At 63.9% G+C, this 26,119-nt stretch carries 19 protein-coding genes; 13 read left to right on the forward strand and 6 right to left on the reverse strand.

What is annotated here, in order from left to right; translation table 11 throughout:
- Positions 1-99 precede the first annotated feature (99 nt).
- From AC1D14_RS05505 to AC1D14_RS05515, 3 genes are all read left to right on the forward strand, one after another.
- Positions 100-762: a WD40 repeat domain-containing protein gene (locus tag AC1D14_RS05505; RefSeq protein ID WP_476968199.1), complete on the forward strand. Its 663-nt coding sequence runs from the start codon at positions 100-102 to the stop codon at positions 760-762.
- Positions 763-1,423: 661 nt separating this feature from the next.
- Entirely contained in the window at positions 1,424-2,899 is a 1,476-nt protein-coding gene (locus AC1D14_RS05510; RefSeq protein ID WP_476968185.1) for a sensor histidine kinase, read from the forward strand.
- Positions 2,896-3,573 carry a response regulator transcription factor gene (locus AC1D14_RS05515; RefSeq protein ID WP_230120455.1) on the forward strand — a complete coding sequence of 226 codons (678 nt, stop codon included), beginning with the start codon at positions 2,896-2,898 and terminating at the stop codon, positions 3,571-3,573. The genes AC1D14_RS05510 and AC1D14_RS05515 overlap by 4 nt, the downstream gene beginning before the upstream one ends.
- 39 nt (positions 3,574-3,612) lie before the next feature.
- On the opposite strand, the gene AC1D14_RS05520 is transcribed toward AC1D14_RS05515, so the two are convergent.
- The 4 genes from AC1D14_RS05520 to AC1D14_RS05535 all read right to left on the reverse strand — a co-directional run bounded on the left by AC1D14_RS05520 (position 3,613) and on the right by AC1D14_RS05535 (position 12,288).
- Positions 3,613-4,026 carry a hypothetical protein gene (locus AC1D14_RS05520; protein WP_230120454.1) on the reverse strand — a complete coding sequence of 138 codons (414 nt, stop codon included), beginning with the start codon at positions 4,024-4,026 and terminating at the stop codon, positions 3,613-3,615.
- Positions 4,027-4,300: 274 nt separating this feature from the next.
- Positions 4,301-6,124, reverse strand: a complete 1,824-nt coding sequence (locus AC1D14_RS05525; RefSeq protein ID WP_230120446.1) for a glycoside hydrolase family 15 protein — start codon at positions 6,122-6,124, stop codon at positions 4,301-4,303.
- A gap of 1,453 nt (positions 6,125-7,577) precedes the next feature.
- On the reverse strand, positions 7,578-9,245 hold the full coding sequence (locus AC1D14_RS05530; protein ID WP_230120444.1) for a phosphodiester glycosidase family protein: 1,668 nt from the start codon (positions 9,243-9,245) through the stop codon (positions 7,578-7,580).
- Positions 9,246-9,501: 256 nt separating this feature from the next.
- Positions 9,502-12,288 carry an alkaline phosphatase family protein gene (locus AC1D14_RS05535; RefSeq protein ID WP_476881396.1) on the reverse strand — a complete coding sequence of 929 codons (2,787 nt, stop codon included), beginning with the start codon at positions 12,286-12,288 and terminating at the stop codon, positions 9,502-9,504.
- 731 nt (positions 12,289-13,019) lie between these two features.
- Here AC1D14_RS05535 and AC1D14_RS05540 point away from each other — a divergent pair.
- Positions 13,020-14,714, forward strand: coding sequence for a phospholipase C (locus AC1D14_RS05540; protein WP_476968186.1), 1,695 nt, complete (start codon positions 13,020-13,022; stop codon positions 14,712-14,714).
- A 614-nt stretch (positions 14,715-15,328) separates the two neighbouring features.
- Positions 15,329-15,571, forward strand: coding sequence for a hypothetical protein (locus tag AC1D14_RS05545; RefSeq protein ID WP_230120438.1), 243 nt, complete (start codon positions 15,329-15,331; stop codon positions 15,569-15,571).
- A 101-nt stretch (positions 15,572-15,672) separates the two neighbouring features.
- Here AC1D14_RS05545 and AC1D14_RS05550 read toward each other — a convergent pair whose 3' ends face one another.
- Positions 15,673-16,722: a glycerophosphodiester phosphodiesterase gene (locus tag AC1D14_RS05550; RefSeq protein WP_230120436.1), complete on the reverse strand. Its 1,050-nt coding sequence runs from the start codon at positions 16,720-16,722 to the stop codon at positions 15,673-15,675.
- A gap of 239 nt (positions 16,723-16,961) precedes the next feature.
- Between AC1D14_RS05550 and AC1D14_RS05555 the strand changes: the two genes are divergently transcribed.
- Positions 16,962-17,708 carry a potassium channel family protein gene (locus tag AC1D14_RS05555; RefSeq protein ID WP_230120435.1) on the forward strand — a complete coding sequence of 249 codons (747 nt, stop codon included), beginning with the start codon at positions 16,962-16,964 and terminating at the stop codon, positions 17,706-17,708.
- Positions 17,709-17,807: 99 nt separating this feature from the next.
- Positions 17,808-18,743, forward strand: a complete 936-nt coding sequence (locus tag AC1D14_RS05560) for an endonuclease/exonuclease/phosphatase family protein (RefSeq protein WP_476881394.1) — start codon at positions 17,808-17,810, stop codon at positions 18,741-18,743.
- Positions 18,744-18,897: 154 nt separating this feature from the next.
- Here AC1D14_RS05560 and AC1D14_RS05565 read toward each other — a convergent pair whose 3' ends face one another.
- Positions 18,898-19,200 (reverse strand): helix-turn-helix domain-containing protein, encoded by a 303-nt coding sequence (locus AC1D14_RS05565; RefSeq protein WP_230120424.1) that lies wholly within the window; start codon positions 19,198-19,200, stop codon positions 18,898-18,900.
- Between the two features lie 43 nt (positions 19,201-19,243).
- Between AC1D14_RS05565 and map the strand changes: the two genes are divergently transcribed.
- The 6 genes from map to AC1D14_RS05595 all read left to right on the forward strand — a co-directional run bounded on the left by map (position 19,244) and on the right by AC1D14_RS05595 (position 26,118).
- Positions 19,244-20,026, forward strand: a complete 783-nt coding sequence (gene map / locus AC1D14_RS05570; protein WP_230120417.1) for a type I methionyl aminopeptidase — start codon at positions 19,244-19,246, stop codon at positions 20,024-20,026.
- A gap of 372 nt (positions 20,027-20,398) precedes the next feature.
- Positions 20,399-20,563, forward strand: a complete 165-nt coding sequence (locus tag AC1D14_RS05575; protein ID WP_476881393.1) for a hypothetical protein — start codon at positions 20,399-20,401, stop codon at positions 20,561-20,563.
- A gap of 493 nt (positions 20,564-21,056) precedes the next feature.
- Positions 21,057-22,808 carry an Ig-like domain-containing protein gene (locus AC1D14_RS05580; protein WP_476881392.1) on the forward strand — a complete coding sequence of 584 codons (1,752 nt, stop codon included), beginning with the start codon at positions 21,057-21,059 and terminating at the stop codon, positions 22,806-22,808.
- A 571-nt stretch (positions 22,809-23,379) separates the two neighbouring features.
- On the forward strand, positions 23,380-23,898 hold the full coding sequence (locus AC1D14_RS05585; protein WP_230120413.1) for a hypothetical protein: 519 nt from the start codon (positions 23,380-23,382) through the stop codon (positions 23,896-23,898).
- Positions 23,899-24,453: an RES family NAD+ phosphorylase gene (locus AC1D14_RS05590; protein ID WP_230120412.1), complete on the forward strand. Its 555-nt coding sequence runs from the start codon at positions 23,899-23,901 to the stop codon at positions 24,451-24,453. It abuts the gene before it with no gap.
- 264 nt (positions 24,454-24,717) lie between these two features.
- Complete coding sequence (locus AC1D14_RS05595; RefSeq protein WP_476881391.1) at positions 24,718-26,118, forward strand: hypothetical protein; 1,401 nt, start codon at positions 24,718-24,720, stop codon at positions 26,116-26,118.
- Position 26,119 lies beyond the last annotated feature (1 nt).

Consider the following 26,119-nt stretch of genomic DNA (forward strand, 5'->3'; position numbering starts at 1 on the left):
GCACCGGATCGTTTCCGGCAGCACCGGATCGTTTCCGGCAGTACCGATGGCACGATAAGGCGTTGGGAGGCGGAGACGGGCCGGGCCYTYGGCRARCCGTTGACCGGACACAGGGATGCGGTGACGAGTGTTGCGTTCAGCCCCGACGGGCACCGGATCGTTTCCGGCAGTACCGATGGCACGATAAGGCGTTGGGAGGCGGAGACGGGCCGGGCCTTCGGCGAGCCGTTGACCGGACACARGGATGCGGTGACGAGTGTTGCGTTCAGCCCCGACGGGCACCGGATCGTTTCCGGCAGTACCGATGGCACAGTGGAGCGTTGGGACGCGGAAACGGGCCAGTCCCTTGGTAAGCCGATGACCGGGCACTTGAATGGGGTGTACAGCGTGGCGTTTAGCCCGGACGGGCTCCGCATCAGCACGGGGGGTAACGACGGCACGGTGCGGCTATGGGACGCGGAAACGGGTCAGCCCCTCGTTGGACCGATGACCGGACACGAGGGCCCGGTGTACAGCGTGGCGTTTAGCCCCGACGGCCGCCGAGTCGCCTCCGGGAGCGACGACAGCACAGTGAGGCTGTGGCCCGCACCCCRGACCCCGTCCGACACATTGTGTACCAAACTTTCCCAGAACATCAGCCACAAACAGTGGCGTGAGTGGGTGTCTCCGGGCATCGACTACATCGAGGTCTGCCCCGGCCTTACCGTTCCTCCGGACACGCCAGGCAACCGTCGGAAAAAGACTACCCCAAGCCAAGATTGAAACCAGGCGGAAGCAAATTCACCCTGGGCAGAACGTGGTCAGAGGGCGAAGGTATAAGCGGAATATCCGCCCATATTGCTCTGGCCGATGCACAGTGCTACAACGGAGGCACGACTCCGAGTATGAAAGATGCTGTGGGTCAAGTTGAGGAGCAGATTGCATTGCAGGCTCCACTTCATCACGAGGATGTGCGTGGTGGCCCGGGCCTTGGTACGGCGAATGGCGACTCCTTCCGCCCTCTGGCCAGCAGAGGGCCTTGCCAAATTGACCCAAGGGCTGGCTTGGGACGGAAGTGCAAATGACTACGCGACAACTCACTTCTGTAATCGGGGTGACGACGGGCTTCGTAATCCTAGTCTTGGTCTGCGTCGATTGGTCACCCACAGCCCTACAGGACCCTGCTCGAACCCTAGGTTTAAATGCCCAAGGGGTACTCCGGTGGGGGGAGAATCCGAACCGGACTCCGTTTACAGTTTTTGAACTGACACTGTTCTTGGGCGTGGGCTTAGCATTCGTTCTGGCTGGTGTGACGGCGTGGCGGAGCCGGCCTTCCCGGAATCCGGGGCTGCTGTTGGTTGTGGCGGGTTGGCTTTGGCTGGCGTCCGGGATTCGCCGTTCCAGCGACCCGGTGGCGTTTACGCTCGGTGTAACGCTTACGCTGATGTATCAGCCTCCCTTGCTGCAGTTGGCGCTCAGCTTTCCGTCAGGAACGCTGCGCAGTCGAGCTGAAAAAACTGCCGTAGCGTTCTTCTACACTTCTTGGCTGTTTGCCCCCGTACCAGGCTGGGCCTTCTTCGATCCTCGCCTCCATGTCACGGCGGGGGAGTCCACGTCCCGCAATCTGTTGCTTCTTTGGGACAGCCCGTCCCTCATGACCGCGCTCGGGAACGCAATCCGCATATTGCAGATCTCGGTGGGAGTCGCGATCGTAACGGTCCTGATCGCCCGTTGGCGCGCGGGGACAAAGGCCTACCGTTCGGCATTCCTGCCGCTATGGCTTGCCGTAATCGTAAAAACAGCGGCCACCGTGTGGGTGTCCCTCGCCGTGATCCAACTGTCTGGATCTCTGTCCTCAGAAGCGTTGCTCTGGCAATATCCCGCGACCTCAATTGTGCCGCTGGCCGTATTATTTGGTCTGTGGCGCTACCGTTTCGCGCGTGGCACATTGGGTGATCTCATGGTGGAAGTCGGCTCAGCCCCGGTTAGCGACAGACTAATCGGCGCGCTTCGGCGATCAGTCCACGACCCCACCCTCACTTTGCTGCGTTGGTGGCCCGATCAGGCGTCCTTTGTTGACAGCAAGGGAGTTCCCCAGACGTTGCCGGATGGTTCAACCGGACGCGCCTCCATGGTCTTGGAACGCCACGGAACACCAGTAGGGGCCCTGGTTTTTGACGAAGCCCTCCAGGACCAGCCGCAATTGTTGGCCGCCGTGCGCGGCGCAACGTCGCTGGCCTTGGAAAACCAGCAGATGGAGCAACAGCTCCGGGACCAACTCATTGAGGTCCGTCGCTCCAGGGAGCGAATCGTAACGGCTGGCGACTCCCGGCGTCGTCAGCTTGAACGGGATCTTCACGACGGAGCTCAGCAACGCCTGGTCGCCGTGTCGATGGAGCTGGCGCGGGCCCAGCGTACGACGGATTCGCTGGAGGTACAAAGCCTAGTCGGGCAGGCAAGGGCCGAGCTTTTGGATGCACTGGACGAGTTGCGCGAATTGGCGAGAGGCGTGTATCCCCCCTCGCTTCGGGAGAGGGGACTGGCTGGCTCCCTGACCGCGTTAGCGGAGCGATCATCGCTGCCCATGGAACTGGATCTCAGGACGAACAATGGGCTTCCGGCTCACGTGGAGCTGGCTGCCTACTTCATCTGCGCAGAAGCCGTCACCAACGCTACGAAGCACGCCAGGGCGGCCTGGGTGCGAATCTGCATCGACGGAAACGAAAAGGAGTTGCGAATCGAGATCGTAGACAACGGAATTGGTGGTGCCCTGCCGGGACCCGACGGCGGGCTGCTGGGGATTGCGGACCGAGCAGCGGCACTGGGAGGCCTATTGTCCATCGACAGCCCTGAAGGCAGAGGGACGACGATACTTGTCGTCCTTCCCTTCTCCACGGACCCGGAAGGCGACCTGCCATGACGCTGCGTGTTGCCATCGCTGAAGACTCGGCATTACTGCGCCGGGGATTGTCCGCCCTGTTGCAGTCCGAAGGTCTAGAAGTCGTAGCTGAGGCTGCCGATGGCCCGCATCTGCTGGAAGCGATTGACAAACGTGGGGCCGACGTAGCTGTGGTGGACATCCGGATGCCACCCAGTTACACCGTTGAAGGCATCCAGGCCGCCGAAACCATAAAAAGCAGACACCCCGAGATCGGCGTTCTCCTACTGTCCCAGTATGTGGAAACGGAAAACGCGATGTCCCTATTGAAGAATGGGGCCAAAGGCTTGGGCTACCTGCTTAAAGAGCGGGTGTCAGATGTTGACGAATTCATTGACGCCCTGCATCGCGTTGCTGCGGGGGGAACGGCCATCGATCCGGAGCTTGTTACACGACTGGTGGCCCGTCCACATAAAGGTCACGATCGAGGCGACGACCTTACGAGCCGGGAGAAGAGCGTCCTTGAGTTAATGGCCGAAGGGCGCACCAACCAGGCAATAGGGAAGTCGCTCTTCTTAGGTGAGCGGACCGTAGAGGCCCATATTCGGAGCATTTTCCTTAAGCTCGAGTTGAGGCCCGAGCCCGAGGACCACAGACGTGTGCTTGCCGTCCTCACGTACCTTCGAGGAGTCGGATCGGGCCGGATTTCTGGATAGCCGGCCGGGGCCGCGGTTCCTGCCCGATGTGCGGCATGGTTAGGCAGCTATCGCTGCCTCCGCTGACGCGTCGTTGGTTGCCGCACTGGCCATCTCGGCTGCCTCCAGCGGGGCTAGGAGGAGCGCCCGCTGGGTTGCGGACAGCGTCTGTGGAAAGGCGAGCGCAAGATGGGCCAAATGCAGTGCGGCAACGATGTAGTGCGTGCCCGATGTCCCTCCCAGCGACCGCGCTACGCTCGCCCTGATGCGTTCCAGGCTCAACGTATTCCCCTGATTGGCCAGTGCCAGGCGCGCGAGCATGTGCTCCGGATGCCTCTGGACCTTCCTGTCCATTTCTGCTGCAGCCTGAAGCTGTGTTCTGGTCCAGTGACGATCCAAGAGCTGGGCGGGGTCCTCTGCCCCCGTGCGATGTGCTCGGTGGATGGTGCTCACCGATTCAGGCGTGGACAACATTGACGTACTCCTTAGGACTGCTGAGGGGTGGCAACGGAACTTGTAGGTTGATCTGTGCCGCCTGGCTTAAGTCCATACTGCTTCGCGCGTACGGGTCCAGCATCCGTGCCAGCACGCATTCTGGCCGGAGACAGACGACGCATGTCTGTCTCTAGCGTCGCCGCCCCCCTCCCGAACGGGCCCAGGCAGGTGTCACACCCGTGGTAGAAGGCACTCGTGATCCCGCCGCCAGCAGTTTGTCCCTTCAACCTGCGGTGCCGAACCGGCCGAGTGCCTAGCCGGTCGCGGTTTTTGCATCGCGCGCTGCACCGTTGAGAGCATCGGCAGCCCTTATCAGGGTGAGGTGTGAGAACGCCTGCGGATAATTACCTGCCATGCGGTGGCTGCTTGTGTCGTATTCCTCGCTCAATAACCCCAAGTCATTCCCGTAGCCGATGAGCCTGTCCATAAGCGTCTTCGCTTCAGCAATCCGGCCCGTCCGCGCATACTGCTCTACCAGCCAGAAAGAGCACGCCATGAAGGGGTGTTCCCCCGGCTCGAGACCGTCCAGGCAGGCTTCCGTGCGGTAGCGCATCAGCAGGCCGGCCTCGTCAAGCAGGTCACGTTCCAGACGGGACACCGTCCCGAGAATTCTTTCGTCGTCGTAAGCCAGAAAGCCCACCTGTGGCAGAACAAGAAGGGATGCGTCTACCTCTGTGCCCCCATACGTCTGGGTAAACGAGTTAATTGTACTGTTGAAACCTTGCTCCAAGATTTCGGTGCGGAGCCCGTCCCTGATCTCCGCCCATCGCCCGACCGGACCGTCAAGACCGTATTCCTGGACAGCTCGCACTCCGCACTCCATTGCGGCCCACATCATCACACGGGAATGAGTGAAGTCCCGTTTCTCGCCCCGCATCTCCCAGATACCGTGGTCCTTGCGTTCGATGTTGTTCTCTACGAAGAGAAGGATGTTTCGTTGGAGAGGCCAGGAGAAGTGGTCTTCATGCACGCCTTGGTTGCGGAGCTTTGCCAGCGCAACCATGACTTCACCCACAACGTCACCTTGGTATTGGTCGACAGCACCGTTACCAACCCGCACAGGGGCGGAGCCGTTATAGCCCGGCAAGTGACTCAGGACGCGCTCGTGCAGTTCGCGCTCACCGGCTATTCCATACATGATTTGCAGATCATGGGGATCGCCGGCGATAGCCCGAAGAAGCCAGTTCCTCCAGTACAGAGCCTCCTGTTGGAAGCCATGGGTCATCATGGCTTCCAACGTTAGGGCGGCGTCCCGGAGCCAACAATAGCGATAATCCCAGTTACGTTCGCCACCGAACTGTTCCGGCAGCGAGGTGGTGGGTGCGGCCACAATTCCGCCGGTCTTCTCGTGAGTTAGTGCGCGCAAGACGAGCAGTGAGCGTTCTACTTCCGTGTCATAGTTCCCTTGGGGAAGGTAATTGCTCGACCAGCTTGTCCAGTACCTGCTGGTGGCTTTCAGCGCCCGGCCGACGTCGAGTGCCGGCGGCGGCATACTATGGGATGAAAATGAATGAAGTTGCAGGTCGAAAGTCTGGCCGGCTTCCACCTTGAACTCACCTACGTGCGAATAATCAGGCCCGGCCTGGGGGAGACCATCCGCTCGTAGCATCACAGCCTGCGGGCCGGCGACCGCTAGCAACGCCTCTCCGTCGTCGTCGTGAATCCGACGGACCCAGGGCACGATTTTTCCGTAGCCGAACCGCAGCTCCAATTCTTGGCGCATCAGGACCTGCCCAGTGACCCCTTGTATCCTGCGGATCAAAGAATTGCCTCTTCCACCGATCGGCATGAATTCAGTGACTAGGACTTCCCCGCTTCCGGTCCTCCAACGCGTCTCCAATATGAAAGTGGAGGGCCTGTACCGGCGGTCTACTTCGGCAATACGGGAGATTAGCCCGTCCTCATGAGCTGGTGCGAGTAGCCAACGACCATGATCGTTGGTCCCAACCAAGGCTCCGAAAACCGATTCAGAGTCGAACCGTGGCAGACAGAGCCAGTCGATACTGCCTTCGCGTGAGATCAAGGCGCCGGTGCGAAGGTCTGATAAAAAACCGTAGTCCTCGATCCGTGAGGTCATGTTCCTAACTCAACCACATCCAACGGCGCGTCGCAGCACGGTTGCAGACATAAAAGCTCGACTCATTGTAGAGATGCAAGTTGCATGCGGGCCGACCGTTTCGGATTGCGCTTCGGGGCCCGTGAGCAGCGGTGTCCGCCCGCGGTGCCGCCAGGCCGCTCCTCTTCGAACTGGTGAAGGCACCTGCTGCTTACATCATGCTCATAGTCTCGGGTTATCGGCAGAAACCGCTCCAGTAGTAAACATGAAGATCCGCCCCCAGCCTGGAGTCAGTCTGTATGGACAACAAGCGGCAGAGGCGGCGGCTGGGCCGCGCCATCCGAGCGGACGTCCGGGACGAGATCAAGGTAGGGCAGGCGCCCAAGAAGGCGCGAGCGGCAAGGCTGCAGGAGATCCGAGATAAGCGCTACCGCGCCAGGCCCAACACGTTAGTCGACTGGACGCTCTGCGGCGACAGGTTTGAAACAACGAGGGCACCCACGCCGATGCCAGGCGCCCCATCCTGAGGGTCAGAAGCTCGGAATGGCGCCAGCTACTGCCCTTTACGGCAATGGGACCTGTGGAGCCGGAACTGCTCCGTGCTTGACCTACGGCGCGGAAAACAGCCTAGAAAGTTGGAGCACGCGCCCGGCCGGCAAACACGTGGAAGCGGCGCCACAAACTTCCAATTACATGGATCATTATGATTCAGTTCGCTGGCAAAGTGTCGGGCGGCATTCCGCAGATTTGCTCTTGGAAGTTCTTCCAGATAGCTCTGCGCCTCACATCTTCTTCAGGGGTACTCGTGCAGGGGGCGCGGTTGTGAGGTTCTACGGTAGCGTGGCCGTTTTCTAACTTAGGTGGCCCGGGCTGTTGTCAGGGTCTCGGGCACCGAAGTACTTTGCCCGTGAATCCGAGGGCCCAGTAGGCGTGCAGAACGTAAGGATCTCCTGATCTAACCCGATCGTTCCGGCTGAAGGAAAGGCTGCCCAGGCTCACGCCCGCGGCGACCAGGGCGGCACTGACCTGAATCCGGCCCAGCGGGTAGGCCTACCCCGTGGGCAGCTTGTCCCGGTCGTAGCGCTGCCACGGTTCTTCTTCTGTCATTCCTGCATCGTAGACGCCGCGGCGGACGCCAGTACCTTGCCTTGGTGGACTGCGTTGGGCGTGTGAGGATGTGCCGATGGGGCATAAGAGGCAGTCACGGAAGAAAATTCTGTCCAGGCTTGAGCAGTCAATGGCTCAGCTGCAGCCGGTCAGTATTGCCCGTTCCTTCAAGAAGGGCACGGAACGGCACGGCGTGGTCCAGGAGATAGGCGATGAGTGGATGCTGATGGCATCGATCCGGGATGGCGGCTACCTCAATGGGTACATGGCCCTCCGGCCTAGGTATGGCCCGGACGCAGCCGGCCGCGGTGCGCAATGTCTAGCCCTAGCGCACCGCCGCCGGCACCTACTCCGGTCTTCCCTGCCGTCAGTCCTTGCGGCGGGGGAGTACGAGAAGGGCATCACCCACGGGTCGCTCACCGGCCGCGTCGGAGGGCGAGTTCACGACCTTCCCGCCGACGACCATGGTGGTCGATCCGCCGCCGTCCATGTTGATGGCATCGACCATTCCCAAGGAACGGGCAACATCGGCCGATTCCTTGATGCTCAGCCCGAGTGCCGTCGTCTGCCGTCCATCGGCGGTGACGATCAGCGTGCGCCCCTGGGCATCGACACCGGCGATCGTGCGGGGGTTGCGTTTGTGGACCCAGCCGTAATAGAAGCTGTTGCTGTCGCCGGCGTGGACCATGCCGTCTCGCTTTGCGGTGATCTTTTCCTGGCCGCCGGACACTAGCACCGGGCCACCATTGACGACGTCGGTCGAGGAACCGGCCTTCAGCGGCTTGCCCTGTTCGTTGATCAGATCGGTGTCGAGCTCGATCCGCGTGCCGACCTTGGCCACGCTCTTCAGGCGTTGCACGTCTGCCCCAATAGCCTGGAGTGTCCGCCCGTGCGCGGGAACTGCCATACCGCGGGAAGTGTTGACGGCGGTGACGGTGCCCCGTTCATCGAGGACAACTTCCAACCCCGGCCCTGAAGGCGTGGAGGCCGCGAACTCGGGCGTGAAGCCGACGATTTCGTCCGGATCAGTGCACGTCGCATCGTGCACGGGGAGCGAGGTTGGGGCGTCGTCGGTCCCGCCGCAGTTGCGGATCAGCCCCGGCACACGGTTCAGGCCGTCCACCGCCAACTTGGCCTTGCCAGGCGCCGTGACGGTGCCGTCCCAGTGCAGCCGCTGCACTGAGGAACGGTTCGTGGTGCCGTCAATCACGAGCGAAGGCCGGTCGCCGACAGGCTCGCTGAGGATTTTCCCGTTGGCGACGGCGGTCCCGGCCGGGTCGCCCGGGGCGCCGGCTTTGGGATCCAGCACGAAGTAACCGCCATTCGTGGCTGCCAGTGCGCCGTCCGCGGCGGCCAGAGCGCTGGTTGTTTCCCGGTCCTGGAGGTTGGGTCCGAAGCTCGAGCTGAGTTCGCCCCGGAACTTCTTGGGGTCGATAGTGAGGACTTCGAGCTTCCACGGGCCGCGGGTTTGTCCGCTGGTTTCGGCGTCGCCGTCCCAGCCGGTGTACAGCACCGAGGATGCGTAGCCGGCGGCCTTGATCTGTGCCACCGTGGCTGTGCCGTCAGCTTTGGATGGGAACTGCCCGGCTCGCACCCGGTATCCGAGGTCGCCGCCCGCATCTGCGAGCTGAGGGGACTGCACATGTTCGACGCGGGCCTGAATGCCTGCTGCCTGAAGCTTTGCTGCGACTGCCTGGGCGTGAACCTGGTCGGAAAGTGCTGATGCAGGGGCGTCCGGGTCGGGGGAGTTCGCGGGGATGGCGACCTCTGCCGTCCAGAAAAGGGAAGCGTCAGGGGCCCCGCGTGTGATGGAGGTCCTGGTCAGTCCGGGGGCCAGCGTGGTGTCAGCGCGCTTCTCGGGCAGATCCGAGGCGCCGAGATCCAGTTTGGCTGCACTGATCGGGGCGGTAGCTGGGCGTGAGGATACTGTCGGGGCTGCATTGACGGGGCCTACGGGGGTGAGGAAGGCTGCCGGGAGTCCCAGGGCCAGGGCAGCGATTGCAGCCCTGCTGACGTTTTGTTTGGGGAGAGTCATGCTGGGAAGTTATCGCGGTCCGCCCCTCCCGACGGCACTCAAACGGCGCTGTTCAGCGAGACTTGGCGAACCGTTCACGCGCCGTTTCACCTTCCAACGCCCCCGGCGACAGGGCATGCACGAGCGGACCTGCCCCCCAGTCTTCGGATCTTTCCTGAGTCCCAAAGCTGAAGGCCACCTCCGCAGAGGTGGCCTTCAGCTTTGGTGTGGATGCCGGCGATGGGTGATCGGCGGTCGTCAGCCGGTCAGTGGTGGATTAGCCGTCCTCGTGGCCGGTCGAGCCGGCGGGGATGCCCGGCACGTTGTTCGGGCCATAGATCTTGGCGTCGCCCGGGTACGGGCTCTGCCAGTTGTGGGCCTGGTACCAGGTCCAGCGGTTGAACAGGTACGGGTTCGCGGAGTCTTCCTTCGCGCCTTCCCCGGTCAGGTGCTGCTGCTTGGACCAGGTGTCCCACTGTTCGGCGATGTCCTGCATCGGGGCCGGGACGGACGCTGCTTTGGCTGCACTGGTGTTCACCGCGGTGGCGGCTGCACCGGTTTTGCCGAGCGTGTCGGTGCCGCAGGCTGGGGCGGTTTTGACGCCTTCGGTCAGCGGGACCTGGTTCGGGACCGCCTTGTACGGTGTCGGGTCGGCTTTGTTGGTGAAGGCGGCGAACATCGGGGTGGCGGCGGCGACCTTCTGGTTCAGCGGCTGGGCACCGAGGATCTGCTGGATGGTCCGCACCATGTTGATCTGTGAGTAGAACGTGCTGACGGTCTTGCCGTGTACCGCGTAGGGGCTGATGACCTGGACCGGGGCGCGGTGGCCGTCGACGTGGTCGGCGCCGTCCTGGCTGTCGTCCTCAGCGATGAAGATCGCGGAGTCCTTCCAGTACTTCGAGTGCGAGATCTCGTCGACGATCTTGCCTACGGCGAGGTCGTTGTCCGCGACCTGGGCCCGCGGGCCGGCGGTGCCACCGGTGTGGTCGCTGGACAGCCATGTCATCTGGAAGTTCTTCGGACCGTTCTTCTTGAAGTCCTGCTTCCAGGTCTCGTAGCGGTAGATGTCCGGCACCGAGGTGTCGAACGGCGCCGCGTTCGGGTCTGTGATCGCGTTGAGCGAGGGGATGTCCGAGCTGGCGTGCATCTGGAGCGAGGGGGTGAAGAGCTGGGACGGGTCGCCGCCGGCCATCGTGCTCGTTGCCGCGCAGTAGTACTGCTGCCAGGTCGCGCCGGCCGGCTTGCCCTCGCCGTACTCGAACTCCCCGTAGTTCCTTGCGGTCTTGCCCGCGGACTCGATTGCCGTCCAGAGGAAGCCGGAGCGCTGGTGGCCCAGGACGTCCTCTTCGGTGTCGTAGGAGCGGGTGTACTCACCTGCGCTGGTCTCGCTGTAGGCCGGGTTGTCGCCCTGCATCATCCAGTTGTGGCCCTCGGCCGAGTTCGTGCCGATGTCGTAGGTGTTGTCGTACAGGCCGAACTGGTTGGCCAGTGCGTGCTGGTTCGGGGTGACTGTCGCGCCGAACTGAGCGAGGGAGGCGTCGCCGTTGCCCTGCTTCATGTCGCCGTAGATCTGGTCGTAGGTGCGGTTCTCTTTGACGATCAGGAACACGTGCTTGATCGTCGACGGGTCTCCGATCCGCTTGGGCACGGCCACGGCCGGGATCTTGGCGGCGGCTGCGGCCGTCGATTCCTTCACGGAGCTGCTGTCCCAGCCGTTTTGCTTGAATACGGTCTCGGTGTGGTGCTGGATCTGTTCATCGTTCGGCAGGGTGAATTTGGTGAGCGAGGCGGTGGTGGAGTGTGTGCCGTGACCGGTCGCGACCGTGGTGCCGGGGCCCTTGTTGAAGCTCAGCTCCGGGCCGCGCGCGTCGATGCCGCGGGTGTTGGTGACCACGATCTGGCCGTTCACGGCGGTGACGTTCTGCGGGAAGTAGTCGGTCGGCAGCAGGCCGATGTAACTGGCGGGGTCCTTCGGGTCCTTCTTGTTGACCTTGTAGACCGCAATCGCGTTCGCACGGCCCAGGGAGACCAGCAGGTGGTCCCCCTGCATCGTGATGGCGGTTGGCTCATAGCCCACCTGCGAGGAGGCCCACGGCTGGGTCGCGATGGTCTGCAGGACCTTGTTGCTCGCGGTGTCCACGACCGAGACGGTGTCGCTGTTGGTGTTCGCCACGTACAGGGTGGAGCCGTCCAGGTGCATCGCGGTCGGGTGCAGCTGGACGTCGATCGAGGAAACCGGAGCGGAGGTGTTCGCCGTGTCGATGACGCTGAGCGTGCCGGTCGTGGAGGTACCCAGGTACGTGTCCGCGGGAACCTGCGTGCCGTAGGAGCCCATCGTCGCCTCGCCCGCGGCAGCCTGGCGGCCTCCCTCGTTGGAAACGTACAGCCTGGTGCCGGCGAACTTCAGCTGGCGGGGGGCGATGCCGGTGTTGAAGGTTTGCTTGAGCGTTCCCGCGGCCGGGTCGATCGCCACGACGGTGTTCTGGCCGTTGACGGCCGCGTACAGAGTCGAGCCGTCCGGGGAGAACGCCATGCCGGCGGTCAGCGCCTTCTTGCCGTCAGCGGTCGGGACGCCGATCTTCGTGCCGGTGCCGAGCGAACCGTCGGCGTTGAAGGGGTAGCGGACGAGGCCCGTGGCGACCGGGGCGTAGAGGAACTTGCCGTCGGGGGAGAAGACCGGTCCTTCCTGGCCCACCGAACCGTCGGTGAGTTTCTGGTAGGCCGTGTCCGGGTAGCCCGCGTTGCTCGCCGCCGTCGCGAACGAGGCGGCCGCGAGGGTGCCCGCGGCAGCGACCGGCTTGTAGGTCTTGAGGTCAAATACCTGCAGGGCGACCGACCGGTCGGCGCTGGTCCCGACCAGATAGCGGCCATCGGGGCTCACGGTCGAGCCCATGATCTTGCCGAACGGCGTCATCAGACGGTCGCCGATGGGCTTGATCACCTGGTTCGAGGAGATCTGCTCCCCGTTCTCGTCCTGGGCTCCGACCTGCTGCTGGCCGAATGGGATGGTCGACGCGGCGGCGAGGCCGCCGCCCACCAGGGCAAGCATGCAGCTTGCGGCCACGATCGAGAGCGGTTTGCGAGCGAGTACGGCTGCCGACAGCCGACGCAGGCCGAAGTGACCGGGGGGTTGCTCGTTGGGGGATTTTTTGTTTGTTCTTGACTTACTTGTCATGCGGATGAACGTATGGATCTCAGCTTAATTCCCTTTGCTGCTCAGCTTAATTCCATCGCCGACTTTGGTGACGTTAAAGGTTCGCCCCGGCAACTACTGCCTACCGAGAACGCGTCGACACGGGCTTTTGCACGTTTGCTGATCTGGACAGAGACGTGGCCGCCGGTCACGAGCTCTGCCCGTGTCGAGAAACTCTCGAGGAGACGGGCGCAAGCACCGCGAAGCCCGCAAAGAAACGTCGCATCGCAGCAGCGGCAGGGATTAGGCCCTATCTGCAGGGTTTACGCCCGGACTTTCACATCCGAGGGTCCGGTATGGAGTCGCCGAGCCTTCATTCATCTTTGCGTCTTCAGTATGGACTTGCCACGTGATGGCCTGCCTGTCGCTGTGGGAAGACGGTAAGCAGACTTCCCTTCGTTGATTGCCGTTCACAGTTGGTTTACCTAGGCAACTTAGTGTCGCCCCTGCGAGCGAACCCAACAGCGCCGCAATACCCCTGGTCCACGGGCCTCGCTGTCCCCAACCCATCGGTAGGAGACCCGGCGCGGATGGACCCGGTGCCCCTGCCTAAAGGCCGGCAAGCAGAGCCGGCTCCCGATAAGGAACGAGTAGTAGGTCTCATGACTCATCCAGCAAAGCGGTTCCCCAAGAAGCGAACAGCTCTTGCCACCGGCGCCGCGGCCCTCGCGGCCTGCGCCCTGGCCAGCGGCCTGCTGGGCCTCGGTGCCAGCCCGGCCTCCGCCAAAGGAACACCCCCGTCCGGCACCGCGACGCCGATCAAGCACGTCGTGGTGATCTTTGGAGAAAACGTCTCCTTCGATCATTACTTCGCCACCTACCCCAAGGCGGCGAACACCGCGGGGGAAGCTCAGCAGGGCACCGCCGCTGCCGCGGCCCGGTTCACTCCGGCGGCCGACACCCCGAAGAACATCGCGACCCTCGCCCATGACGGCCTGCTCGCCCCAAACAACCCCAATGCCGTCCAGCCCGCCCGGCTCAGCCCCGCCCAGGCGGTCACCTGCGACCAGGACCACACCTACACCGCCGAACAAAAGGCGTACAACGGCGGCCTGATGGACAAGTTCGTGGAGTTCACCAGCCGCGACGCGTGCGGCGCCAACCAGTACGGCCGTGCCGGCCTCACCATGGACTACTACGACGGCAACACGGTCACCGGGATCTGGAACTACGCGCAGAACTACTCCATGAGCGACAACCACTTCAGCACCGTCTTCGGCCCCTCCACGCCCGGCGCGCTGAACCTGGTCTCCGGCCAGACCCACGGTGCCAAGGAGTTCACGGCCGCGGGACAGCCCCTGACGCCGACGGCCAGTGACAGTGCCGTGCGCGTCCCCGACGCCAACGGCGTGGGCACCGTCATCAACGACCCGGACCCGGTCTATGACGACTGCTCGAACAACAGCCACGCGAAAAGCAGCAACCTCATCGGAATGACCGGCAAGAACATCGGTGACCTGCTCACCGCCAAGGGAGTGAGCTGGGGCTGGTTCCAGGGCGGATTCACGCCCACGGCCGCAGCCTCAGGCACGAGCCCGGCATCCTGCGGGGCCACGCACACAAACGTCGCCGGCGTCTCCAGCACTGACTACAACCCGCACCACCAGCCGTTCCAGTACTACGCCTCCACGGCCAACCCCCACCACCTGGCCCCGGCCAGCGACGCGGAAATCGGCCACAACGGCCAGGCTAACCACCAGTACGACGTGAGCGACTTCGACAAGGTCGTCAACAGCGACAACATGCCCGCAGTGTCCTTCCTCAAAGCGCCGAACTACCAGGACGGCCACGCCTCCTACTCTGATCCGGTCGATGAGCAGAACTTCATCACCAAGCAGGTCAACGCCGTCCAGAAGTCGAAGAACTGGGACAGCACCGCCGTCGTGCTTGCCTACGACGACTCCGACGGCTGGTACGACCACGTCGCGGCCAAGGTGAAGAACTCCTCCAACAGTCCCGACGACGCCGCCTGGTGCCTTAATGCCTATAACAAGGGCGTTCCCATGTCCGGCGGCTACGCCGACCGCTGCGGCCCCGGCCCGCGCCAACCGCTCGTGGTCATCTCCCCCTACGCGAAGAAAAACTTCGTCGACCACACCGAAACGGATCAGGCCTCCATCCTCCGCTTCATCGAGGACAACTGGAGCACGGGTCAGATCGGCGACGCCTCCGCTGATGCGACGGCCGGGTCGATGACCGCCATGTTCAACTTCCACCACCAGCGCAACGACAAGGTGCTGCTGAACGAACAGACCGGCGCAGTCGCCTCCATCACCCGCACGCCAAACCGCAGGTAGCAGGCTGTCAACACCCGGTAAGGCAAAGGAGGGGAGCCCAACGGGCTCTCCTCCTTTGCTGTCTGGTAGGCACGTGCGCCAGCCCGGCCCCGGAAGTGAACTGGAGGAACTCCTGCCGCACTTCGAAGCCACCTTGGCTTTGCTGCCTCACACCTTGTACCGAGGCGACGGGGACGTGGGCCCAGAACGGGGACTGCGAGGAACCGCCGACGCTGACCTCCGCAGGTTAGACCACTTTGTCCGAGGCCTGGATGGCGAGGCCAGGTTCCTACGCTAACGGGTGTGGGGCCGTCCGGACCAGGAGTGCGGGGAGGCTAGTCGGCACGGTCCCTGCGTAAACCTTGGCGATGTACCCCCAAATCTGGGCAACGCCCAGGCCATCACCAGCGTTAGAGGCCGCGCTTATCCCAAGACGCAGGGGAGACTCTGAGTGTTCTGGAGTTGAAGGTGACCAAGAACCCAGAACAGTCGGGGCCGGTGCCCTCCCCCAGTAGCACCGGACCCGGCGTCACAAGGCCCGCGCCAGGCTGGGGTAGCATGGCCGGGAACTTGTGGCGCCTGCGAAGTGGAGAACTGAAGCGGGCGGGGTCGACCCGCTAGACGGAACACGTCAATTGGGGAAGCTACGAAGCGCCCGCTGGCTGCTGGTTGAACTCGCCGAAGCCGACGAACCGAACATCGCAGTGCGTGACCTCATCGATGACTTGGCCTTGATACAGACGCGCCTGAATGTCGCTTTCGTATTCCCGGAGGAGCTGCCGGACGCCTTGGAGAGGGTTTGGATCCGCGTTGTCTGCCGGATGCTGTCCGGTGACAGGCATTGCTGCAGGGCCGGTCCGGTGACCTCCTCGGGCTAAGCGCGGAGGCGGCCGATGCGCGGATTGGGCATTGGCCGCCTCCAGACCTCCTCCGGACAGGGACGGGGCAGTAGCCCGGTTCATGCTCCGAATGGGCACCGTTAGCTGTGCGGCAGCTTCATGCCGGACTCGGCCATGACCTCGCGGAGGCGGTTCGGGTAGTCGGTGATCATTCCGTCGACGCCGGTGGCGATCATGGCGCGCATGGTCGGCTTGTCGTCCACGGTCCAGGGGATGACGCGCATGCCGGCGGCGTGTGCGCGGGTGACCATGTCTTTGGTGACGTAGGGGACGTAGTTGGCGTCCTCGACGGTGCCGTTCTGCGGCGTGCCGTGCACGGGGGAGATGGCGTCGAAGCCCACGGAAGCGGCGGAGGCGACCAGGTCTCCACCGAAGTCGTCGGAGTCGATGCCGCCCAGCCATGGGGACTTTCCGGGCTGGCCGGCCTGCAGGAAGTCCTTGTTGGTCAGGGCCACGGTGGGGATCTGCGGTGCCTGCTGCTGGACCAGGCGCAGCGCACCCCAGTCAAAGCTTTCGATGGACACGCGGTGCTGCATGTTGGCGGCCCTGATTTCGCGCAATGCCACCTTTACGAATTCTTCACGGGGAGCTGTCTGCTCCGGCGCGCCGGCCTCCACTTTCGTTTCAATGTTGAATTTCACCTGGCTGGCGTGGTGGGCGTCCGCGAGGGCGAAGACCTCGGCCAGGGTGGGCATCGTTGCGCCGGGAGAGGCCTGCTGGCCTGGGAACTCGGGCTGCGTGAGGCTGCCGCAGTCAAGGCTGCGGACCTGCGCGAAGGTGAGGTCCTTGATGTACTTGCCGACGTACGGGTACTGCGCGTCTCCGGGCGTGACGGGTCCGGTGTCGGTGCACTTCTTGTCGCTGATCCTGCGGTCGTGGGTGATGACTTCCCGGCCGTCTTTGGTGATCTGGAGGTCGAGCTCGAGGGTCGAGACGCCGGTCTCGATCCCTTTTGCAAAGGACGCCAGTGTTGACTCGGCCGTGAGTCCGATGCCGCCGCGGTGGGCCTGGAGGTCGAAGTGGTTGTCTCCGCCCTTCGGGTTGGTATCAGCAGCCATGGCCTGGGAGGGGATGGCGAGCAGCAGGGCCGCGCTGAGTACGGCAGCGCCGAGCTTCGTAGGGGTGTGCATGTGGTGTTCTCCACTCTGGTGGTGTGCAGGTGCACGTGACACCGTGTCCGCCCTGTGCCAACAGCTGGCCACCTACACCCCACCTTCAGGCCAACCGAAGGTTAACTCCCAGTTCTGGCATTCGCCGTGACCGGGGAATTTGTATGTTGACCGCTGTGGCCCCCTGCGATCTGGCCCTGACCCCGCCCACCAGTCGGGAGCATCCCTGGACCCGACAGGCCCTCCCCTAGAATTCAGCAATGACACAGGAAGCATGGCGGAGGCGCTCCGAATGGCCCCTGACCGTCGCGGCACTCGTATTTTTGGCAGCCTACTCAGTCCAGGTCATCGCCAACACGGACCTGCTGGTCGTTGAGGTCCTGATCTGGGGCACCTGGGCGGCGTTCGTTCTGGACTACGTAATGAATCTTGTTCTGGCGCGGGAGCGCGGACGCTGGTTCATCCGTAACCTGCACGAGCTGGCCATCGTGGCGCTGCCGGCGCTCCGCCCCTTGCGGCTGCTGCGGCTGGTCACCCTCCTTCGGGTCATGCACCGGGTCGGTGGGAACGCGCTGCGGGGCAGGGTCCTGACCTATGTCCTTGGGGCGGCCACGCTCCTGATTTACGCCGGCGCCCTGGGAGTGCTGGACGCCGAAGAAAACGCGCCGGGCTCGAACCTGACCACGTTCGGAGACGCTATCTGGTGGGCGATGACAACGATCACCACGGTCGGGTACGGCGACCACTACCCGGTGACCTTCCTCGGCCGCTGCGTGGCTGCCGGGCTGATGGTCGGCGGCGTCGCTGTCCTGGGCGTGGTCACCGCATCCGTTGCCTCCTGGATGGTGCAGTCCGTCGCCGAGGAAACCCAGGCCGAGCTCGACGCCGCCGAGGCGCCGGTCCACGAGGAGCTGCGGAAGCTCACCGCCCAGGTGGAGCAGCTGAGTGAACTGTTGAAGGACCGTGGCCCGTCCCCGCACCAGGGCCGTAGCGAGGAAAAGCCTTGACGATCGGCTTCGGGTGTCCCGACGCCACTGAGACACTTCCCGTTCATTCTGCGGCGGTAGCGTGGTTTCGTCAGTGACGTCCCTTGAAGGAGCCCTGAGATGCCGGTAATCACGACCTGGAACCTGGAGAACTTCTTCCGCCCCGGCGGCGAGTACGGCCCCCGCACCCAGGACGTCTACGAGAAGAAGCTCGCCTACCTCGCTGACCGGATCAGCGCCCTGGCCCCGGACGTGGTCGCCGTCCAGGAGGTCGGGGACCCCACTGCCCTGGCGGATCTGGCCAGCCGGCTCCCGGGAACGTGGCAGACTGCCTTGTCGACTCATCCGGACCACCGGGGGATCCGGGTCGGGTTCCTGAGCCAAACTCCGCTCATCACGGTGGAGGAGGTGACCGCGCTGCCGGCCCCGTTGCTGCCGGTACAGGTCGGTGATGCCCCCACGGAAACCGACGGGTCAATGGGACGCGGAGCCCTACACGTGAGGACCACGGCCGGCGGCCGCGACCTGGACCTGGTCGCTGCGCACCTGAAGTCGAAGCTGCTCACCTACCCCGGCGGCCGGTTCAGCCCCCGGAACGAGGACGAACGGGCCCGGTACGGCGCCTATGCCCTGTACCGGCGGACCATGGAAGCCGCGACGCTGCGGATTTACGCCAACGGAATCCTGAAAGGCGGCGTGCAAGACCTCGTCGTCCTGGGCGACATGAACGACACGCAGTTGGCGGCCACCACTCAGATCCTCTACGGCCCGGACGGATCCCAGCTGGGCACACCCGGCTTCGACCGGCCCGATGCCGGTGACGCGGCCCGGCTCTGGAACATCGCGCCGCGGATCCCTGACGGGCACCGGTTCTCACGCCTACACGGAGGCGACCGGGAGCTCATCGACCACATCCTGCTCAGCCACACCCTGGTCCAGAACCTCGCAGGCGCTGACGCGTACGTCCAGGACATCACCACGATCGGGAACACTCCGTCCAGCCGCCGGGACGCCACCGTCCCGGACCACGCACCGGTCACCGCCACCATCGGCTAGGGTCGCCCCTATGTTTTTCGTCAACCCCGGGCTGTTTGATTGTGTCAACGTGGTGCGGAGCGGCCGTGGTAGTTGTACTGACCGGGGGCATGGGTGAGAGCCCGCGCCCATGCCTTCTCTCTGCTCGAAGCCTCCACCGCAGTTGCGGGAAGACTTACGAGGCTAACCGCTCACGTGTCTTGTGATCAGCGATGGTCGGTTCAATGCCACGTTCGGGCTGATTGATCTCGGTCCACACCACATCGAGGGAGAGCCCGAGGACATCGGCGATCGCAGCGATGGTCGGGAAGGCAGGGGTCGCTACGCGGCCCGTCTCGATCTTCCGGAGGGTCTCCGGTGAGACACGCGCATTGAGCGCGATGTCGAGCATCGAGCGCTGGCCCCTGGCGCGGCGCAACAGGGCACCGAGGCGCTGTCCGCGCTCGACCTCGTCGAATGTGAGCGGCAATCTGACCATGGCTCCGATTATACCGGGATAATATGACCGGTATAGTTATTGGATGATTGAGATCCTGAACCCCACCGAAGTGGCCCGAGCAAAAGAGACAGGCGCCCTGGTCGCTGACATCCTGCAGACGCTGAAGAGCCGGGCCACGGTCGGCACGAACCTGCTGGACATCGACCGGTGGGCCAAGGCCATGATCGCCGAGGCGGGTGCGTTGTCCTGTTACGTCGACTACGCGCCATCCTTCGGTCGCGGACCGTTCGGACACTACATCTGCACGGGCGTCAACGACGCCGTGCTCCACGGACTGCCACACAACTACTCGCTTGCCGACGGCGACCTGTTGACGCTCGACCTTGCCGTCTCCAAGAGCGGAGTCGCTGCAGACTCTGCCATCAGTTTCATCGTGGGCGACTCCCAGCCCCCGGCGAGCGTCGCGATCATCAGCGCGACCGAGCGCGCGTTGAGCGCAGGGATAGCTGCTGCCGTACCGGGGGCTCGCATCGGCGACATCTCCTATGCCATCGGCTCCGTCCTCAGCGAGGCGGGGTACCCGATAAACACCGAGTTCGGGGGTCATGGCATCGGATCGACGATGCATCAGGACCCGCACATTGCGAACGCCGGACGGCCCGGCCGCGGATACGAACTGCGTCCCGGGCTGCTGCTGGCACTGGAGCCGTGGGTCATGGCGGACACCGCTGAACTCATTAAGGACGCCGACGGGTGGACGCTCCGAAGTGCGACTGGCTGCCGGACAGCACACAGTGAGCACACGATCGCTATCACCAACGACGGAGCCGAAATCCTCACCTTGACGACGCAGGCGCACTCGTGAGACCGGAGCCAGCCTGAATTCGCTGTTTTTCGTCAAACCACGGCGGCCTTTGGGGCATACAGGGTTCCGTCCCGGCCGCGGCATCGTCCAGCCAGTAGACGCAACCAACAGGTAGGCTTCTGCGAGTGATGGGGACACAGAAATGATGACAAAGGCTGCAGATTCAGCCGCCCGCTTCCCTTCCGCAAAATTTTCTCCACTAAGGAGCCCGTACGTGGCCGAACCCCGCGCGTCTGTCAGTTTCGATTTCGACCACAATCAGGTTCAGCGAATCGTGTTCGCTGGCTGAACCTGGTCTCCGGCCAGACCCACGGTGCCGAGGAGTTCACGGCCGCGGGACAGCCCCTGACGCCGACGGCCAGTGACAGTGCCGTGCGCGTGCCCGACGCCAACGGCGTGGGCACCGTTATCAACGACCCGGACCCGGTGTATGACGACTGCTCGAACAACAGCAACCTCATCGGAATGACCGGCCAGACGAACGGGATCGGTTCCCGCTCCGCCCGGCTCCGCGCCGTCCTCCGGAACGAGGACTGATCCGGGGAGCGACGCCGGGTGCCACCGGCGGACTGTAGCTGGTTGTTCTCACAGCTTCAGACGGATGCCCCACACCTTGTACCAAGGTGACGGGGACGGGGGCCCAAACGGGGCCCCTCGCTGCGGCCGTCGCCCAATGCTTCTGCAAGGTGCCCCTGTCCGGGGTAGCCGCTGGCGAACCCCACTGGGGGCGGACGCAGGAAAAGCCCCGCGGCCTTGGAGGGAATACGGGGCATTTCCTGACGTCAAGCCCGCCAAGTCTGCGACTCGGTGGGCCTTGTGTCCAAGGTAAAAGTCCTTCCTGAGAATTGCCTCCGAAACTCCGAGGAATTCGCCGTGTCCGTGACGCTACTCGGGCGGTGCCAGGGGTTTTCGTCAAGGGTTTCCGCAGGGTCGCTTCCCGATACTGGCATCCACGCCGGCCATGGACCGGAGTGCATCATCGGCCCGGACTCGGCCCGGTGAAGTCTGGGGCTTCTGAGGGGAGTTTTCCATGAAATCTGAAAGAAACCATCAACGGGTGGCGGCCGGTCTCGCGGCCGGTGCGCTTGCCATCCTGGCGGTGCAGAGCGCAGCAGTGCCGGCTTCGGCGGCCATCAACGCGGTCCCGGTCGCGCCGCATTCCATTCTTGTTTTCCCGGTCCGGGACTTCGTCTCGGCATCCGGGTATGCCAGGACCGATGTGGCCACTGTTCAGGTACTTCGCGGCGGGGCCGTCATCGGTACCGCGTCCAACCTCATCCCGCAGGACGATCCCGGGACGCCGGGCTTTGACGGTCTCGTGGAAGTCAACCACCCCGGTGGAGGTTGCTGGGACGGTGTCACACCGGACATCCGCACCGGGGATGTCGTCCGCGTTCTCACCGCCCCCACCGTCGGGGACGAGACCTTCACCGCGAACGTCACCGTCACCCAGCAGGCCACGAAGACCGGACCCGGCACCGTGGTGATGAAGGGAACGGCTGTCGCGCCTGGCGGCGGACAGATTCCCATCGACCAGATTGAGGCCCGAATCGTGGCCAAGAACCAGTCCTTCGTCCTCAACGGCAAGCGCACCCTCCGGGCCAGCGCCGCCGCCGGCGATGACGGCGCCCTGGCCTACGACGGCCCGGGCCTGACCACCTGGACGGCCACGTGGACAGGGCTCACAGGCGTCAGTGGATTCGATGGTATCTCCGATGCGGACAGGGCATCGAACCCCGTCAACTCCGAAAGCCGCGGGATGTGGCTCGGCCGCAACCCCGCCCTCCTGACAGAAAACACGATCTTCGAGTTCGGTCAGATCGGAGGCCCCACCGCCCCGTGCACAGCGCCGCTGGCGAAGGGTCCGTCGATTCCCGACATGACTGCCGCTTCGGACACCGGCAGCTCCACCACGGACAACATCACCCGCAACGTCAGTCCCACCTTCACCGGTGCTGTGGCACTCCCTGATTCCACGAGCGCCACGCTGTACGTAGACGGGGTGGCCAAAGGCACGGCCGCGGTCGCCGCAAATGGCAGCTTCTCGCTGACCCCGACCACGGCTCTGACCAACGGCCGGCACACCATCACGGCCAGCGAAACCACGGCCGGGGGAACCGAAACCATGTCGGCCGGTTCCCTTGCCGTGACGGTCGATACCGTGGCGCCCCTCGTGACGGCGAAGGCCCCGGCAGTTAACTCCATGGCGGTAAGCCAAACGGGCAATGTCACGGCAACCTTCAATGAGCCCATTTCGGGTCTCAGCGCTGCGCGCTTCACGCTGAAGAACGCCGCCGGAGCCATCGTTGCCGCACCCGTGACCTGGACCGCTGCGACCCGCGTTGCCACCTTGAACCCGACGGCGACCCTCGCCGCGGACAAGCGGCACACGGCAAGCCTGACGGCAGGCCTCACGGACCTCGCGGGCAACCCGCTGGCCCCGTCCTCCTGGGTCTTCACGACCGGGCCCAGGCCAGTCATGGCGACTAGGACACCAGCGGTCAACGCCACCGGTGTCAGCCGGACCGCCAACGTCACGGTCACCATCAGTGAGGCCGTCACCGGTGTCGCAAACGGAACCTTCGCGCTGAGGAACGCCACCACAGGGGCGCTCGTCAGCTACGCGGTCAGCTACAACGTCTCCACCCGGGTGGCAACACTGAACCCGAATGTGACCCTGGCCGCCACCACGAGATACACGGCATCGATGTCCTCAAGCATCAAGGACGCCGTCGGAAACACGCTCGCCGGAGGCTCCTGGAGCTTCACCACCGGCCGGTAGTGCACCCAGGTAGCAGGAGGTCCGCCCGGCACCCCCCGACAAGGGGGTGCCGGGCCGACCTCATGGGGCCGCGTGTGGAAACTGAGAGCCTGAGCAGCTCACGGACAGACCTCGACGGTGGCCCAGCGGACCCGAACGTTGACTGCCGAGGACAGTCGACGCTGACTCCTCCGGTTCGACCACTTTGTCCGAAGCCTGGATGGCGAGGGCAGGTTCCTACCGCTAAAGGGTGCGGGGCCGTCCGGACCAGGAGACTCCACGGAGGCTACTCGGCACGGTCCCTACGCAAATCTACAAGGACGTCCAGGACCTGGGCCCGATCATCCCGGTCCATCCCACCCGGCTGCGCCTGGACCGCTCCCGGCGGCTGGCTCCCGGCCAGGTCTACGTGACGCGGACCGGCACGCTGTACCACCCGCCTGGTGTGCGGTCGTCGCCCGCAAATGGGACAACGACGCCGGCGGGCTGATCCTCATCTCCTAAGGCACGGTCGGCCGGGGCAAGGAATGCATCGCTCACCGACTGAGCCGCAGCTCTTCCGGCCGCCCTGCCCAACAGATAGTGTTGGGCTATGGAAAAGCAGCGGAAGACCGTGGAGCAGACCGTCATCCTGAAAGGCGGCGGCCGCGAGACCCCGGTCAAAATGCGGAACGGCGTCATCCTTCTTCCCAAAGGATTCAGCGTGGCACCCAGACGCGCCCCGGCCCGGCACAGGACACTGAAGGCGGTCACGGTCAACCTGGCAGGTCTGAGGGACGCGCCGGACTACCGTCCGCAGGCCATCACGCAGCGGCTGGTGAACGCGCTCGGCAACAACGCGGTGGCGGCCCTCCTCGGAGTTAATAAGGACAGGCCCGGCCGGTGGGTCTCCGGTCAGGACGCGCCGAACGAAGAGAACCGCGCCCAGCTCGCGGACCTCGATGCCCTCGTGGGCCATCTGCACAGCGCGTTCACCCCGGCCCAGGCCAGGCTCTGGCTGGAAGGCCAGGACGCCCACCTGCGCGCCCGCCCCATCGACGTGTACCGGCTCGAGGGTGCAGCGCCGGTGATCGAGGCGATCCGCGCCTTCGAACAGGGAGCGTTCGCCTAGGTGGAGTTCTGGCGCGTACTCAACTGGCACCCCGATGCTTCCTCCCCATCCGAGAACGGGCACCCGCTCTACATTTGGCCGCGGCAGGGCGCCGGCCGGGTGGACGACCCGGACCACCAATACATGGTGCTCTACGTCGGCGACTCGGCTGAGGGTGCCGTGGCTGAAGCCCTCGGGCGGTACCCCGTTTGGACTTCTGACATCCTGGCCCCGCCACCGGGAACACCTGACGGCACGAGGAAAGCGCTGGTGAAGTACGAGGGAGATCCGTCGATCCTGGATCTGGATGACCCGGAGGTGCTGCAGGACTGGTCCCTGCGGCCCAGCAACGTTGCCTCCCGGGACCGGGCCTCCACCCAGCAGTGGGCGCGGTCCATGTATGAAACCGGCGACTACGCCGGCCTCTCCTGGTGGTCCTTCTACGAGCCCCGCTGGGCAAGCTTCGGTCTGTGGGACGTTACCGGGGTGACGCTGGCCGGCGACCCGGAACCACTGACCATGGCCCATGATGCCGTTCAGGAGGCAGCTGCACTTATCAGGCGAGTCATCAGCTAGGCCGGTCCAAGGAATGCACGACGGTGAGCCACTGAAGCACCGCCAGGCCCGCCGTCTGCGCTTGTTCCTGATGAGGACCAACCGAGGGGACACGTGGGGATGCTCGCATTGACGGCATCACTCGAGTCCTCCGCGAAGACCGGAAAGTTCTCTTGGTCCCAACACCCGCCGGGAGCGCCAACCGGCTCCACGAATGGGTAACCAACTATCTTGAAGACAAGATCCGGGACTGAAATCCCTTTGAGCTGGCTAAAAAGGAACACTATGGCTGGGAACAAAACCCGGAATGAGATCTGGTACTACTCCATCTTTGGCGCGGTAGTCCTGATCGGGACTGTTGCACTCATGCTGTTCGGCAAAAACCCACAGGTGTCAGATGACATCGGGCCCCTGCTTGCCGGATTGGCGGTGAGCATCTACCTGTTCCGCTTCGGCGTACCTTGGGTATGGCTCAACTTCCTGCTCCTTGCATCGTTCCTCGTCGTCGGCCTCCTGCTGGGGCAGCCCGGACTCATGTGGATGGGCGGATACGTTGCAGGGTCGCAATTTGGTGTTGCTTGGCGGCTTGCGGTCGTCCAGCCAAAGGTGCGGTCCGAGTGGACCGTCAACGGTCGGGGTATCGGCACGTTGACCGAGGCGCGTAAGGTGGCCCAGGAAGCGCTGCACTCCCTGGACGGGGACAAGCGTGCGCGAGTCGTCGTTGAGCACGGCTCAGCACGCTTCGAGGTCGCCGGGACCTTGCCATCGAAGCTGGTATGCCACCGGAATCCTGATGCCGACGATGAGAACTCCTGGGCGATCCTGTCCCGGACCGGACATGCCTCAGATGAGTCGGTGGAAGTGCCGATGGGCCGGATGAAGGGTTTCATCCCGTCGCAATTCGTACACGACATTGGACCTGTCGAGGCGGCGCTGGAGGACTTCCTCAAGAATCCGAAGCCTCAGCCGCTGAGGCGGGAGTGGAACACCGACCCGATTGCATTCGACCTGCGCCTTAGCGTCCAGAGCAAGCACCCCGGAATGGAGACAGAGATGACTACCGATGTAAACGCCCTGACGCTCGACATGCTTAAGTTCGCGGGCCTGCTCAGACTCATCAGCCAGCCGCAATTGGCCCAGAATTATGAATCCCTCGCGGTGGAACTTCGATCTGATCCCTCAGATCAGGGCGTGGAAGATGCTCGGGAGTGGGTCCGTACAACACTCAGGGGAGGCAGCGGCGGCCTCGGTGACGTGTACGTGCAGAAGAAGGACGGATCCCTTGATGAGGTACTGGACCAGGAATATCAGGAGCTGCTTCAGAGGCTGACCGATTTTGCCAATGGTGGTGAAGCACCCCTATCGCCCTTGCTCAAGCAAATCGGGAACTCCATGTTCGCCAATGGATACGCATACTTCCGCCAAGTTGAAGCTCCGGTCCGCAAGGGGCTGCTCGTGCGTGGTCACACCATGTACGAAGTGATGACAGAACCGGGCGCGACGCGCCGTGTCGGGTGGAAGCAGTTGGGTGAAGCTCTAGGGCATGGACCTCAGTCTTCCCGGAGGGACATGCAGGAATGCCAAGCCGCAGCCGACCGCCTCTTCCGGGAGGGCCGGAGCGACGACTGGGTTCACTACTCAAGCGCCCAAGTGGTGCCGGGAGAGTCGCTGCAGGGCCTCACATGAC

This window comes from Arthrobacter sp. P1_B11, assembly GCF_056406715.1.